The organism is Frankia sp. R82 (assembly GCF_023716925.1).
Lineage (GTDB): Bacteria > Actinomycetota > Actinomycetes > Frankiales > Frankiaceae > Frankia.
On record NZ_JAMQQG010000064.1, the window covers coordinates 1 to 14,245 of the forward strand.

Annotated in this window: 6 protein-coding genes and 3 pseudogenes; 4 read left to right on the forward strand and 5 right to left on the reverse strand. The window is 70.6% G+C overall.

Features of this window, described 5'->3' with window-relative positions; all coding sequences use genetic code 11:
- Positions 1-374 precede the first annotated feature (374 nt).
- From ND747_RS13510 to ND747_RS29785, 3 genes and pseudogenes are all read right to left on the reverse strand, one after another.
- Positions 375-827 carry a hypothetical protein gene (locus ND747_RS13510; protein ID WP_251733878.1) on the reverse strand — a complete coding sequence of 151 codons (453 nt, stop codon included), beginning with the start codon at positions 825-827 and terminating at the stop codon, positions 375-377.
- Between the two features lie 273 nt (positions 828-1,100).
- Positions 1,101-1,319: pseudogene (locus ND747_RS13515) on the reverse strand (integrase core domain-containing protein); the annotation flags it as partial.
- 255 nt (positions 1,320-1,574) lie between these two features.
- Positions 1,575-2,738: pseudogene (locus tag ND747_RS29785) on the reverse strand (cytochrome P450); the annotation flags it as partial.
- Positions 2,739-2,914: 176 nt separating this feature from the next.
- Here ND747_RS29785 and ND747_RS13525 point away from each other — a divergent pair.
- The 3 genes from ND747_RS13525 (at position 2,915) to ND747_RS13535 (ending at position 8,147) form a co-directional block, all read left to right on the forward strand.
- On the forward strand, positions 2,915-7,516 hold the full coding sequence (locus ND747_RS13525; RefSeq protein WP_251733880.1) for an FtsK/SpoIIIE domain-containing protein: 4,602 nt from the start codon (positions 2,915-2,917) through the stop codon (positions 7,514-7,516).
- An 11-nt stretch (positions 7,517-7,527) separates the two neighbouring features.
- Positions 7,528-7,797 (forward strand): pyrophosphorylase, encoded by a 270-nt coding sequence (locus tag ND747_RS13530; RefSeq protein WP_251733881.1) that lies wholly within the window; start codon positions 7,528-7,530, stop codon positions 7,795-7,797.
- A 65-nt stretch (positions 7,798-7,862) separates the two neighbouring features.
- Positions 7,863-8,147: a hypothetical protein gene (locus ND747_RS13535; protein WP_251733883.1), complete on the forward strand. Its 285-nt coding sequence runs from the start codon at positions 7,863-7,865 to the stop codon at positions 8,145-8,147.
- Positions 8,148-8,192: 45 nt separating this feature from the next.
- Here ND747_RS13535 and ND747_RS13540 read toward each other — a convergent pair whose 3' ends face one another.
- Positions 8,193-8,801, reverse strand: a complete 609-nt coding sequence (locus ND747_RS13540) for a hypothetical protein (protein ID WP_251733884.1) — start codon at positions 8,799-8,801, stop codon at positions 8,193-8,195.
- Positions 8,802-9,718: 917 nt separating this feature from the next.
- Between ND747_RS13540 and ND747_RS13545 the strand changes: the two genes are divergently transcribed.
- Entirely contained in the window at positions 9,719-13,849 is a 4,131-nt protein-coding gene (locus ND747_RS13545; RefSeq protein ID WP_251733885.1) for a LysM peptidoglycan-binding domain-containing protein, read from the forward strand.
- Positions 13,850-13,904: 55 nt separating this feature from the next.
- Here the strand turns inward: ND747_RS13545 and ND747_RS13550 are convergent.
- A pseudogene (locus ND747_RS13550) lies at positions 13,905-14,245 on the reverse strand (hypothetical protein); the annotation flags it as partial.

Consider the following 14,245-nt stretch of genomic DNA (forward strand, 5'->3'; position numbering starts at 1 on the left):
CACCGGCTTTCTCGGCCAGACCAGCCTGTCCCTGGATCCAGAACCCCCGTAGCCAGACCCTGACCATTCCAGCTCTGCAGTGGCACTCGAGTGGAAGAATCTGGCGACCATTCGAAATTAAAATGATTGCGATGAATTCCCGCGTTTATCGTGGGAAGAAAGGTGGCCGACCCCGCTGCTGGCGGTATATCTCCGGGATACCTCCAGCGAGAACGGTCACGTCGAACAGGTCGGCCATCGGGTTCACATATAAATATTCTCGACAGCAGAAATTGCAGCTGCTCGACGATCTGACCGTTGTCCACAAACGACCAGGTATGCTGGTATCGCGCTACCAGCATACCTGCCGATTCGCTTATTCGTGGAGATGTCCGTCAGGGCGCGAGGTCCGTGCCGCGTGGTGGACGCCCCGGATGAGTACCGATAAGGAGCCGTATCGAGGCATCGCGGGGACAGCACCAGAACGGCGCCCGCCAATCGGACTCCAACAGAGCCTTCATGGGATGGCCATGCCCTTCGACACAGACCGGCCACACGGCTGCCCTGCCCTCACGCCATGGCGTCTCGAGGACGTAGTCCTGCGTCTGATCGGCCAGATTGAGGGTTTGTTGGCTCGGTGAATGGGCGATGTCGATGCCAAGATTCCCCACCGCCTGCCCGATCAGCCGAATTCGAGCATATAGCATCCCGCCGTATACCGTCGGCGACACCGGTGGTGTCGGGGCGTGTTCCAAGGCAACGACGACGCCTGCGGTGGTGAGGTCACGATCCACCGGTATGAAGGCCTCGAGCAGCGGAGCAAGCGCGAAATCGGGACTAGTTGACATTTTTATCGTAAAGGCAGTTGTTGTAGGCGTAGCCACCCTGCGCGGGATTAGCGGCAGAATTCCAATACCATAGAAAGGAGACCTCGGAGCTACCGCTCGTCATCTGATGAGTCCCTCCGCCGTACACCTGGAAGGGGTTTCCGAGGTTGCCATGAAACTTGTAATCCCAGGGCTCGACGTGCGTCTGGTAACCGTTCTGCTCGTAGTTGTCAGCATACGTCTGGTTGTTGAAGTCAATTTGAACCGTTCCGGGTCCGGTGGAGACCGGGATACTTACGCTTCGGCGACTATATCAGCTTCGTCTTGGATGTAAAAGAGCGTTTCGAAGTCGGCTGGCGGCATGTTTCCGCAGCCGCTGTGGATCCGACGGTTGTTGTACCAGTCGACCCACTCGAAGGTCGCGAGCTCGACGTCGTCCGCCGTGCGCCACGGTCCCTTGCGGTGGATGAGTTCCGTCTTGTACAGTCCGTTCACGGACTCTGCGAGTGCGTTGATGCTCCTATAGATATCAAGCGACCAGTGCTGATCGTTTGGTGGGTTCGGAAGTAACGATCGACCCAGTCCGTCCGGCGGCGTGGCCCGAGCTCGACTGTCCCACCATCGGTTCGCGCTGTTTTCATGCCCGAGCACCGAGTCGTTTGACGCCGTTGACGAAGATCGATCGAAGGAAGTCGGGTTCGTTGGCGATCTCGATTCTCGACAGGAGTGGAAGATTTCCCGGAAGATGGCGGTGAGCTCGGCGCGGGCCAGGTGGGAGCCCAGGCAGAAATGGGGCCCCGGCCCGCCGAAGGAAAGATGCTGATTTAGTGTGCGGGTTATATCGAAGCGGTCTGGCTCGGGGAAGATTCTTTCGTCGCGGTTGGCAGCGGCGTAGAAGAGGAGGACCTTGTCGCCGACGGTCAGGTGATGCTCGTTGAGCGTGGTGTCGCGGGTCACCGTGCGGCGCATTGTGGCGATCGGCGTGCCGTAGCGGAGAATCTCCTCTACGGCGGTGGGGGCCAGCCGGTCGAAGTCCGCGGTCCAAGCCTGGTGTGCCGCCGGGTTGTTGTGCAGTGCCCAGAGGCCGAGGCTGATCGCGTTGCGGGTGGTCTCCTGGCCGGCGATCGCCAGGAGGATGAAGAAAGACGCAATTTCCCGGGTGCTGAGCCGGGTGCCGTCGACCTCGGCCTGAACCAGTTCGGTGAGGAGGTCGTCGGCGGGTCTGCGCCGACGCTCCTCGGCGAGTTCGGTCGCGAGCGCCCCCAGGTCATTGCCGGCCTGGAGGAAGGCGCTGACCGGGTCCTGCTGGTTGTGGACGAACTCGGGATCGCCGCCGGACATGATGATGTTGGAGGCGGCCAGCATATCGGCCCGGCAGCTCTTCGGAATTCCGAGAAGGTCGCCGATGACGGCGAGCGGGAACGGCGTCGCGAGGTCCGCAACCAGGTCCAGCGTCGACCGGCGCGCGGCGGAGGCAACCGTTTCCGCGGCGAGGGCGCCGAGGTTGTCATACAGGCGCCGCACGGTGCGGGGGGTGAACGCGGCTACGACGAGCCTGCGCAGCTGGCCGTGGCGGGGGTCGTCGAGATTGATCAGGGAGCCGAAGAACTCGTTGAGCTCGGGCCCGAAGTCGTTGATCCACAGCGTGCCCTGGCCGGAGCAAAAGTCTCCCGGGCGGCGGGACACCTCGACGACATCGGCGTGGCGGGTGAGCGCCCGATAGCCCCTGCCCCGGGGAAGCCCCGGGATCGGCGGCTCGTCGAAGAGCGGCAGACTCGGGTCATCGCGCAGGCGACGCAGATAGGCGAGCTTCTGGTCAGGAGTCGCGTCCCGGAAGGTCCGGCTCGACGGCCACACCGGTGCGGGCGGGCGTGCTGCGAGATCGCGGCTGTGCGGATAGCTGCTGTGCCGGGACGTGTCGGCGGATGTCATGGGCCGCTCAGAGCCTGGGTTCGGTGGTGCAGGCACCCGACCGTGAAACCCATTACACCGGGTGACACGAATGTCTGGCCGAACTCCACCGTATTTCTTCGACCACTTCACCAAGTTCACCTACGCAGCGTCGCGGGCGCTGGCCACGGCCGCTTTCCGGTCGTAATCTCCGACGCATGCAGATCGCCTTCACCGCCGTTGATTCCCGTGATGGGCGGCCTGTCGATGTTCTGCTGCGTGCCGATGCCCGAACTCCGCTGCGCGAGCTGGCCCGTGCGCTCACCGCCACGCTCCGGCAGCCCCCGCTGGCGCCGACGCGCCGACCCGCCCCTGCCAGCCTGACCCTTGCCGGCCATCCTTGGTCGCTCGATCCGACGCTGCCGCTGGGCGCGTCTGCGGTGCGTGACGGTGCCGTGGTCATCCTGGATGCAGCCCCGCCCCGGCGGGCAGCGGGAACCGGCCTGGTCGATCTCGTGGTCAACGCCGGCGTCGGCGCCGGTCTCATCCATTCGCTGGCGGCCGGCGAGCACCGCGTCGGCATCACCCCGGTCGGCCGCGTCACGCTGAACGAGCCGGGGGCGCGGTTGCTGGCCGTCGTGCGGGTCGCGGCCGACGGCCGCTGCCGGGTGCGTGCGCAGGGCCAGGCCCGGGTCACCTACCCGCAGCCCGCCGCGGGGCCCGTCCACATCATCGCCACTATCCGGGCGTCCTGCTGCCTTGTGCAGCTGGTCCAACCCGTCCCCCAACCATCCGCGCCGCGGTACGACACGACCGGGGCGACGAGCATCCACCGGGCACCGCGGATCCGCCCGTCGCAGGAGGCCCGCAGCTTTCGGCTGCCCGTCCCGCCGTCGCAGCCACGACCGGCGCCGATCCCTGTTGTCGCCACCGTGCTGCCGATGCTCGCAGCCGCCGCGGTGGCACTGGTGCTGAACTCCCCCACCCTGCTGATGTTCGCCGCGCTCGGGCCGGTCAGCATGATCGCCTCTGTGGTCAGTTCCCGCCGCCGGGATCGCCGCGCCTACCGGCGCAACGAACAGGCTCATCGGAGGAGCCGGGCCGAGGTCCATCGCGCGGCGCGAGCGGCGTTGCGCGCCGAGCAGCACCAGCGGCACGTCGATCACCCCGGCCCGGCGGAGTTGTTCATCGCCGCCTGGCGCCGAGATGAGCGGTTGTGGCAGCGGCGCCGCGACGACCCGGACTATCTGCATCTTCGGCTGGGAATCGCCACGCAGCCGAGCACGGTGGAGATCGTTGCCGCCACTGCCGGGGAGCGCCCGGTGCGCCTGCGCGCCGAGCTCCCGGCTCTGCTCGAGCTGGCCACGCTGGGAGTCGCCGGGCTGGCCGGGGCGGATCCGGCGGTTCGGGCGCTCGCCTGTTGGCTCGTCGTCCAGGCAGCTGTCTTGCACAGCCCGGCGGACCTGGCCATCTGGATCCTGACCTCGACGGCGGACGTCGCCCCGGCCTGGTCCTGGATCCGCTGGTTGCCGCACTGCCGCCGGGCAGGTGCGGGCGAGGCGGCGCTGCGGTTCGCGGTGGGTCCGGAGGACTGCACCGGATGTGTGCGCGAGCTGCGTTCCCTGCTCGAAGGGCGCGGCGAGCTGCCAGTGGACCAGGATCGCCCAGGGCCAGAGGTCCTGGTCGTGCTCGACGGCGCCCGGGCGCTGCGCGCCGTGCCCGGGCTGCGCGAACTGCTGCGCGTGGGGCCGGCGGCGGGTGTCGTTCTCCTGTGCCTCGAGCAGGATGATCGCGATCTCCCCGCGGAATGCCGAGCCATTGTCGAAACAACCGAGCGGCAGCTTATCGTGCGTCGTGACCAGGGCCCGACAACCGCCGACGTACTGCCCGACCTGGTCGGGCCGATCGGTGGGCCGTCCACGGGCGCTGGATGGCAGGCCGGCCCGGCGGGACTTGCCGGCACGCTGCGCTGGTGTGAGTCGACTGCCCGAGCCCTCGCGCCTCTGCACGACACCGACGCAGACGACGGCGGTCTACCGGCCAGCGTGCATCTGGTCGACCTGGACGGTCTCGCCCAGGTGTCGGCGGCGGCGATCCTGAGCCGCTGGAGGCGGTCCAGCCCGGGTAGGCCCGGTCGTCCCGGGCCCGTCGGTTCCGTCCCCATCGGCGTCGCGGGCGGCGAGACCTTCCGGCTGAGTCTTCCCGACGACGGCCCACATGGCCTGATCGCCGGCACCACGGGGGCCGGCAAGTCCGAACTGCTGCAGACGATCATCATCGCGCACGCGGTGACCTACCGCCCCGACGAACTGGTGTTCGTACTTGTCGACTACAAGGGGGGCAGTGCGTTCGCTGGCTGCGCCGCCCTCCCACACACCGTGGGCCTGGTGACCGATCTCGACCCGCATCTGGTGCGACGGGCGCTGACCTCGTTGTCGGCCGAGCTACGCCGCCGCGAGACGCTGCTCGCCGCGTGTTCGGCCAAGGACCTCGACGCGCTGGCCCGCCAGCCCGGCCGGCTGGCCGCGGGAATCGTTCCACCTCGGCTGGTCCTGGTCGTCGACGAGTTCGCGACACTGGCCCGTGAGCTGCCCGATTTCGTAGCCGGACTGGTCAACCTCGCCCAGCGCGGCCGGTCGCTGGGCCTGCATCTGCTGCTGGCCACCCAGCGTCCGAGCGGGGTCGTGTCGCCGGAAATCCGGGCCAACACCAATCTGCGGATCGCCCTGCGGGTCACGGATGCGCACGAGAGCGACGATGTGGTGGGCCGACCCGATGCGGCCCTGATCGGCCGGTCCACGCCCGGACGGGCGGTGCTGCGTACCGGTCCCGGCCGGGTGAGTCTCGTGCAGACTGCCTGGGTGGGCGGCCTCGCCGCCCGGTCCGGTTCCGCCGACACCGCACGGGAAGGGGAGCTGCCCGCACCCGAGGTAATCGAACTGCCGTGGCCCTGGCGCGGCCGAGGTGGCGCCTACCCCGGTCTTCTCCCGATCCAGGGTCCCAGCGGTGACGCTGTCGGCCCCAGCCCTGGTCGCCCGGCAGGCCCGACAGCAGATGAACCTACCGATCTGTCCGTCCTGGTCCGGGCGGTGCGCGCGGCTGCCGATGGGCTTCGGCTGCCGGCGCCGCGGAGTCCCTGGCTGCCGCCCCTGCCGGAGCGGTTCGCGCTCCCGCTGTCCTCGGCACGCCGAAGCGTGCGCCTCGGCACTGCCGAGGCCCTCCCGACGGTGCCTGTCGGCCTGGCTGACCACTGCACCCGCCAATGTCAGCTGCCGTTCACGATGGCTGTCGACGAGGCCGGCCATCTGCTGGTCGTGGGCGCGCCCCGGTCCGGCCGTTCGACGGCGCTGCGCACCATCGCGGGCTCGATCGGCGACGCCCTGTCCCCACACGACGTCCACCTGTACGGCCTCGACTTCGGTGGTGGTGCACTGAGCGGCCTGGCAGATCTTCCGCACACCGGTGCCCTGGTCGATCGCGGCGACGTTGACCGGGTAAGTCGCCTGCTGCGTCGACTGACGGACCTGGCCGCGCAGCGGCGGCGCCGGTTCGCCGCCAACGGCGCCTCGGACCTGCGCGAGGCACGCCGCCTGACCGACGCTGCCAGCCGGGCGCCCTATCTGGTCGTGCTGGTCGACGGGCTCGAGGGCTTCCTGGCCGACTTCGAGGACGTCGAGGGCGGCGACACCGTCGACCTGCTGCTGCGGCTGCTACGCGAAGGCCCGGCGGCCGGGATCTCGGTGGTCCTGTCCGCGGACCGCAGGGGGCTCACCGGCCGGTTCGCCGCCCTCGTGCCCGAACGCCTCGTCCTACGGATGGCGGATCCCGCGGATGGTGCCCTCGCCGGCATCCCGGCGGCCGACCTACCAGACCAGCAGCCACCGGGGCGCGGGTTCGTGGTCGGCGGTCGCTATCCCGAACCGGTCGAGGTTCAGGTGGGACTACTTGATCCAGATCCGACCGGGCGTGCCCAGAGCGCCGCGTTGCGCGCGGTCGCCCGCCGCGCCCGCAGCAGCAACCCCGGCGATGTATGGCCCCTGCGCGTCGAGCCGCTGCCGGAACGCATCACCACGGCCCAGCTGACCGCGGCGGCAAATCAGAGTCAGGCCGCTCAAGCCCGGCCGGTCCAGGTCGGCGGCGGGGCCGGTGCGGGCCTACGGATACCGCTCGGGGTCGGCGGGGACGATCTCGACGTCGTGGAGATTGATCTTATCGGGAATCCGGCCTTCGTCATCGGCGGCCCACCGCGGTCCGGGCGCAGCTCGGTCCTGCTGGCCTTCGCACTGGGCCTGCTGGCCAGCGGCATGCCGCTGGTGGTGGTGACGCCTCGGCCGTCCCCGCTGCGCGCCCTGCAGGGCCAACGAGGGGTGACGGTCATCGCCGACGTCGAGCTGCATGATCCAGTCTGGCCGGGCTCTGCCACCGCGCCGCCGTGGGCCGCGCGCCCCGACGGCCATGCCATGGCGGTGCTGGTGGACGACGCCGAGCTGGTGACGGAGCCGATAGCCAGTGCTCTGACCGAGCACTGGCGGCACACCCGGGGCGCCACCGGCCCGGTCGTGCTGGCCGGCCTGACCGAGGACCTGCTGGTCCAGTACCGAGGGTTCACCGTCGATCTCCGCCGGGACGGGCATGGGCTGCTGCTGGCACCGCGGCGGGCCACCGACGGTGACCTGCTCGGTGTCCGGCTGTCCCATGCCCGGTTCGGCCCCAGCCCACCTGGCCGTGGCCTGTTCGTTCTGCACGGCCGGTGCACGCCTGTACAGATCGCCTACCCGGGCGACCCGTATCTCACCAGTGGGCACCAGCCCCCAGCCTGAAGGGAAACCGCATGCGGACCGTCACCACCCCGGCAGCCATGCAGGCCGCCTCCCGGATGAGCCAGACGCTGCCCGAGCTGCAGCGCACGGCCACGGACCTGATCGCTCACGGCACGACTCTGGCCGATCCGCGGAACTGGGAGGGACCAAAGGCGCAGATTTTTCGCGGCCAGATCTGGCCGGAGGTGCAGCGCGCGCTGACCGATCTACACGCGAACCTCACCGAGCTGACTCAGGGCATCACCGAAATCAACCGGAGGACCGTCGAGGCCGGAAGCTGATCGTCCGGATCACGTCCGCCGCGAACCCACGCTCGCGCACCCACAGAGAGGACCGACCAACAGCCATGACCTCGATCGACGTCACCGTCCGTAGCACACCGGAGGCGGTAGCCGCTGTCTCTGATCTCGCCTCGATAGTCAACGGCCCCCTGCTGAGCCATTTCGACGAGCTACGCTCGATCGCGCGGAGCCTCACCGACCCCGAAAGCTGGGATGGCCGCGCGGCAACGGATTTCCGGACGAACATCTGGCCAGGCTACGAACGCACGCTGACGGATCTGCACTCCCAACTCGACCAGTTGCGCGCTCGACTCGCCGAGATCCAGAACGAGATCCAGAACGCCGGGTGAGCCGGCGCCCGCCCTGCCCGGTCGGTCGGTGCCCCGCCGGCCCGGTCAGCCGTGCAGGGCGGGCAGCAGCAGCCCGATCGCCCCGATCCGGCCCAGCTGCAGGCATTCCCGGTTGGTGCGTACCACCACCTCGCCGACATCCATCTGCAACAACGCCCAACCGGCGTCCAGATCCAGCAGATCATCCGTGGGGTGCCGCTGCGCGAAATGGACGGCCGCCACGTGACGGTCGGTATCGGACAACTGCGACGCCCAGCCGCCGAAGGCGACCGAGACCCAGCGCCGGCTGCCCGGAGCCCACCCACACAGGTTCAGCCGCGCCACGAGCTCCCGGCGGGCGAGACCAGCCACGAAGGTGCGCGGGGCGAGCAGGACCACCCGGACCCCGACGGGAGGCGCCAGCCCGACCTCCCGCTCCAACGATGCGCTCGAGCCAGCGACGGGATGAGCCGGCGAAACACCCGAGCTCAGCCAGGGGGCGGCCACGGAATCACTGGGTGTACCCGACGCGGCCGGCACCAGCTCGGTGGTGAAACGCAGGCCGTGCGCAACACGGCCGTCCCACCCCGCCAGGCTGGCATAAGGCGCGCCTGCAAGCAGGGCCATCGCCGTCTCGACCGTGCATGTGCCGCCGCGTCGCTGCTGCTGCGCCATCCGAAGCCTCCGTCTCGACCTGCAGATGAGCCGCTAATTTAGGTTTACCTAACTTAACAGATGGGACGGAAATGTGCCACCAGTCCGCGAGCACACCGGGTCGGAAGCCAGGCCTGTCCCGCACCGACACCACGACGTGCCACCACAGTCACCGCGCTCCGGCGAGCTTCACCCACGGACCGCGACCGACCTAGGTAAGCCCTGCCGCGAACGCCGGCACGAGAAGCAGCCGTGCCTGCCGTACCGGATCAACGAGACAAGCAGCTCGCGCCGGAGTGCTTCGCCCACTGAACACGACCCGCCGACTCCTGCCGGATTGACGAGAGGTGGTTACCCAGAGCGACATGGCTCCCGGCCGGTGAACATCGGCAGGGAGAGCAGATGCCGATCGTGCGCCCATACCTCCAGATCCGTCACCCCACTGTCCCCGCAGCGCGACCGCGCTGGTACGGTCACAGCGGGTTTGTCCGCCTGGCATGGACCGGCACCGACCGGTGGCGGAGACGCAACCTGCGAGGAGGCCAGCGTGCGCTCGGAGCCTTCCGTGTCCGTCCGGCGGGCGATTCCGGTCGATCAGCACAGGACGGCCCGAGATCGCGCATTTCGCGCCGGATGCCCGTCCGACCGCCCTAGCATGAGCGCCACGCGACGTGCCCCACGGATGGCCGGCGACCTCCACCCAGTACGCGCGTCCGCCCGGCCCTGTACCTGATCGGGGGCGATCCATGTCGACCACCTCGTTTCCGTCGGCTCCGCCGCCGGGTGCGCCGCCACCGGACGCCCCCGGGCAACCCGGGGGGCCAGAGAACCGCTCCTGGCCACCGGGGCAGGTCCCGGGCACGTCGGTTACGCCTGCGGGAGCAGACCGATCCACGGCAGGCGGACCGGCCCACGATCGTCCCCATGCGGCTCATGGCGTGCCGTCCCGGCAGACTCGGCCGGTCGTTGACCCGCAGCAGCAGGCCCGGGAACGACTGCAGGCGGCGGTCGCAATCGCGGCGATCGTCTTCGCGGTGGTGGGCATCCCGTTGCTGCTCACTCTGCTGCTCGGTCCACCGATCCAGCAGGGCGGTGGCGCCGGGCCGGTCGTGCGGGCGATCTTCGCCCTGCTGGTGTGGGCGGCCTGGGCGCACTTTCTCGCCTGTCTGTTCGCGGAGTGGCGTGCCGAGGCGCGCGGCAGTGCACTCGCTCCCCGGATTCCGTGGGGTGGCATCTCGCAGGCCGTCGCCCGCCGGCTGGTGGCCACCGCCCTGCTGCTGTCCGGCACGACGGCCCTGGTGGTCCCGGTGACCTACAGCCAGGCCACCGGTGCTCGTCCGCGCGCTGCCCAGCACCCGCCGGCGACGGACGTTCCCCGGATGACCGGCCTGCCAGCCGCCCTCGGGGCGGCTCAGCCAGCCACCCTGGCCGAACCAGCCGCCCCCGGCCAGCTGCCGTCGGCGGGGCAGCTTCCGTGGCATGCACCGTCAGCGCCCGTAGTCGCTACCGAGGTTCCCCCCGACCGTCACAACCTGCTGCCCGCCTCGGACGGTGCGCCGTGGGCGCCCGGCGCCGGCACCGGCACCGGCGTCGGCACCGGGCTCGAGGTCGATTCCGGGCTCGAGGTCGATTCCGGGCGCGGCCTTGACGACAACAGCACCACCACCAGTGCAGCGACCGTCGACGGCAGTGACCGCGACGGTGGCTGGGACAGGGGCTGGAACGCCCCCGCCGGCAGCGACTCCGTTGCCGAGGCCGCCGAGATCGACGAGTCCGGCCAGGCCGGCGCGACCTGGCCGTGGCCGGCCGCTCCACCGGCCGCCGACCCAGCCGATCCCCGCGGCCTGAGCGCGTCCGCCACCGCCAGCGACGAGGCGGGCCAGGCGCCCGACCGACCGGAGCTGACCAGCCCGGTCATGGACGACCACCAGGGGCTCGTGCCGGGCGAGCGGGTGGTGAAACTCTACGAGGTACGTCCGGCCGGGGGCCGTCATCACGACACGTTGTGGGGCATCGCCCAGCGCTTTCTCGGCGACGGCCTGCGCTACCGGGAGATCTTCGATCTCAACGAGGGCCGCACGCAGCCGGACGGCCGCACGCTGTCCAAGCCGTCCCTCATCTATGCCGGCTGGATTCTGCTGCTGCCTGCGGACGCCCAGGGCGATGGCCTGCGGGTGCTCCGCATGTCGCAGGTCACCGCCGGCTGGCCCGCCGACATCGCCCACAGCCATAGCCCGGATGACGACGAGGACTACGACGACGAGGACTACGACGCCGCCGAGGCGGACGGCCACGACGAGGCGGACGGCCACGCCCGGTCCACGGCAGACCAGCCCCGTCACGGGATCCGGGAGGAGATCCGGGAGGAGATCCGGGACGAGCCTGGTCGCAACCCGGTCGGCGAGCTGCCTGCCAGTGAAGATCACGGCGATCGGAGCAGCCAGCCACCGGCTGTCGCCCCGCTGGTTCCGGCGCAGGAGTTCGTCGGCGTGGCCACAGCCGGCCTGCTGGCCGCCGGGGTTCTCGCGGCGCTGACGCGGCGTCGGGCCGCGATCGGTGCCGGCGCCCCGACATCGGGCCCGGCCCAGGAGGCCCTGGTGCTGGCCGCCGACCCCGACGCCGCGCACTTCGTCGACCAGTCGTTGCGAGCTCTTGCGATCGGGCTCACCGCCCAACGGCGCCTGCTGCCCCCGGTCTACGCCGCCATCCTCACCGACCGGATGCTGATCCTGCACATGGCGCCGGCCGACCCGGATCCGCCGCCACCGCCCTGGTTTGCCGGCGAGGTGCCCGGATCATGGTGGATCGACCGGTCCGCCGGGCTGTTCGGTAGCCCGGAACAGCCCGCCGCTGCAGGCGCGGGGATGGACACCGCCGACGTGCCCGCGCCCTATCCGGCGCTGGTGACCCTCGGCCACGACGACTCCGGTTCGCGCATCCTGGTGGACCTCGAGGGTGCACCCGGAGTCATCAGCCTGCTCGGTAACCGGTCGGTGGCGACCCAGGTGGCGATCACGGTCGCCCTTGAGCTCGCGACGAACGTCTGGTCCGATGATCTACGGGTCTGTCTCATCGGCTTCCCACCGGAGGTCGCCCTCGACGAACTGCTGTCCATCGCGCCCGACCGACTGTGGACGGCGGCCAGCGTGACGAACGCGTTGGACGAGCTGTCCGGACCCGACGAACAGGAGCCCGTCGCACAGCTCGGCGATGCGGACTTCCCGCTCGAGGCAGGGCAGCGCATTCTTGGCAATCCGGATGCGCTCGCACCCGATCTGCTGATCCTCGCCGAACCGGCGGACCCGGCCGGCGCCGCGCGGCTGGCCCGAATGTCTCGGGGCCGTCGGCATGCCATCGGTGTGCTCACCATCGGCGACTCGCCGATCGCGCAGTGGCGGTTCACGGTGGAGGCAAACCGCCGGATGTCTCTGGGCGTCCTCGGCGTGGACGTGTGGGCCCAGGCCCTGTGGCCGGCAGAGTACACCGCGGTCGCCGGGCTGTTCCGGGCCACTGGCGAGTCCGCGACCGCGGACCGTCACCCGGAGACCGGGCCGGCAGCACTGGAACCGACATCCGTGCCGGCACCGGTGCCCGTGCCGATGCCGACTCGACTCGACGAGATCACCCGGCCGCCGGCGCAGGGCGCGGGACCCGGTGTCCTGCCGTGGATGCCGGCGCTGTCCCCCGGCACCGCATCCGTTCCGGCTGCGCCCCCTCCCTCGGCTCCCCTCGCCGGCGTCCCGGTTCCGCCCGAAGCGACGGCGGTTTCCCCCGGTGCTGCTGTGAATCCGCCGGGCGTGACGCCGGGCGCGTTCGACGCCGACGAGACCCGGCCTCCGGCCGACGGTCAGCGCCAGCCTCCCGCTCCCCCGCCCCGACCGGCACCGGCACCGGCACCGGCACCGGCCGACGAACAACCTGCCGAGCTGTTGCATCCACCGGACCCGTTGATCCGGCCGACGGACATCCCGCGGGTGCCGCCGGTGCTCTACTACGAAACACCCAGAATGCGGGCCAGCCGGGACAGCGATCGCGCACCCGTGGTGGCACCGGAGCAGGCCCCGGTGCCACCACGGGTCACCGCGCCACCGCGCCCGCCGATCCTCCCGCCCGGTGAGTCGCCCACCAGCGCCCAGACCGCCGCACCCGCGATCATGCCTACCCCCGCGCCCCTGCCAGCGCCCGGTACCAGACCCGCGACCGCTGCCAGGCCCGCGACCAGGACCGCCGCTGTACCCACACCCGCCCCCTCGGTCGCGCCCACCGTCGCGTCCGCGGCCGAGGAGCCAGCGGCCACGGGTGAGGCCCAGGTACGGGTACTTGGTCTGCCCACCGTGGAGGCACCCGGCCGGCCGCCGGTGACGGACACGGATCTGCTCACCGAACTCGTCGTGTACCTCGCGCTACATCGCGAAGGCGCCGACGAACGCACCCTGGCTGAGGAGATCACCGTTACCGGCACTACTGCGCCCGGCGTCGGTACAGGCGTGCCGGGCGCGCTGGCCCGCGCCGGACGGTGGCTGGGTGTCGATCCGACCGGCCAGCCTCGGCTGAGCGCGGATCCGCAGGGACGCTGGCGGCTGAGTCCGGATGTGCGCTGCGACTGGGAACTGTTCGTCGCCTACACCCACCGGGCCGCCATGCCCGGCAGCGACACCGAGGCCGACCTGACCACGGCGCTGCGCATGGTCAGCGGCCCGCTGTGGACGAATCTCCCCGACGAGCGGTACCGGTGGGCCACGGCCGGTCCGATCGCGCGCGGTACCCGGGAGGGAGTCATCGACGTCGCGCATCGCCTGGCCGGGCTCACCCTCGACTTCGGCGACACGATGACGGCGATGGCCGCCTGCCGGACGGGACTGCGGGCGGTGCCGACCGCGCAGGTGCTGTGGCGCGACCTGCTGCAGACAGTAGCCGCCCGCGGTGACCGGCGGACGTTGGAAGCGGTGGTTACCGAGATGTACCGGACGATCGGCACCGCCGGGACACGCCGCGGCGGGCGGGCCGAGGCCGAGACGGACGCCCTCGTCCAGACCCTGCTCCCCAGCTATCGAAGAGCCCGGCACTGACCGAGCCGCCCGCCGGCCGGATCAGGTAACCGCCGGATCCGACCGCGGCCCGGGGTCAGGTCGCGGTGTCCTGAGCGAGGACGCGGCGGGTGGCCCGGCGCAGGCGATCCGCCTGGCGGCGCAGGTCCTCGGCCCGTGCGTCCAGGTCACGGCGAGCGGCGAGCAGGACGTCCAAGCCGATCCCGTCGTCACCGAGGACGCTGCGCTGGTGATCCGGACCGGACGCCACAGCGGATACTCGTGCCTGCGGTCGCCCGGAGGCGTGCGCCGGCGCCGCATCCTCGCTGCTGCGACGTGGGTGGGCCACCGCGGCCCGCACAGGGAACGTGGGCGGCGGCGTGCCGACGGGTGGCCGGCGGCCGGCGGCCGGCACGCCGGGAGCCGCCGGCCGTCCGG

Bases quoted from the DNA above. Each gene is read 5' to 3' on its own strand.
- ND747_RS13525 (WP_251733880.1), top strand. From the start codon at position 2,915: ATGCAGATCGCCTTCACCGCCGTTGATTCCCGTGATGGGCGGCCTGTC.
- ND747_RS13510 (WP_251733878.1), bottom strand. From the start codon at position 827: ATGTCAACTAGTCCCGATTTCGCGCTTGCTCCGCTGCTCGAGGCCTTC.
- ND747_RS13535 (WP_251733883.1), top strand. From the start codon at position 7,863: ATGACCTCGATCGACGTCACCGTCCGTAGCACACCGGAGGCGGTAGCC.
- ND747_RS13530 (WP_251733881.1), top strand. From the start codon at position 7,528: ATGCGGACCGTCACCACCCCGGCAGCCATGCAGGCCGCCTCCCGGATG.
- ND747_RS13540 (WP_251733884.1), bottom strand. From the start codon at position 8,801: ATGGCGCAGCAGCAGCGACGCGGCGGCACATGCACGGTCGAGACGGCG.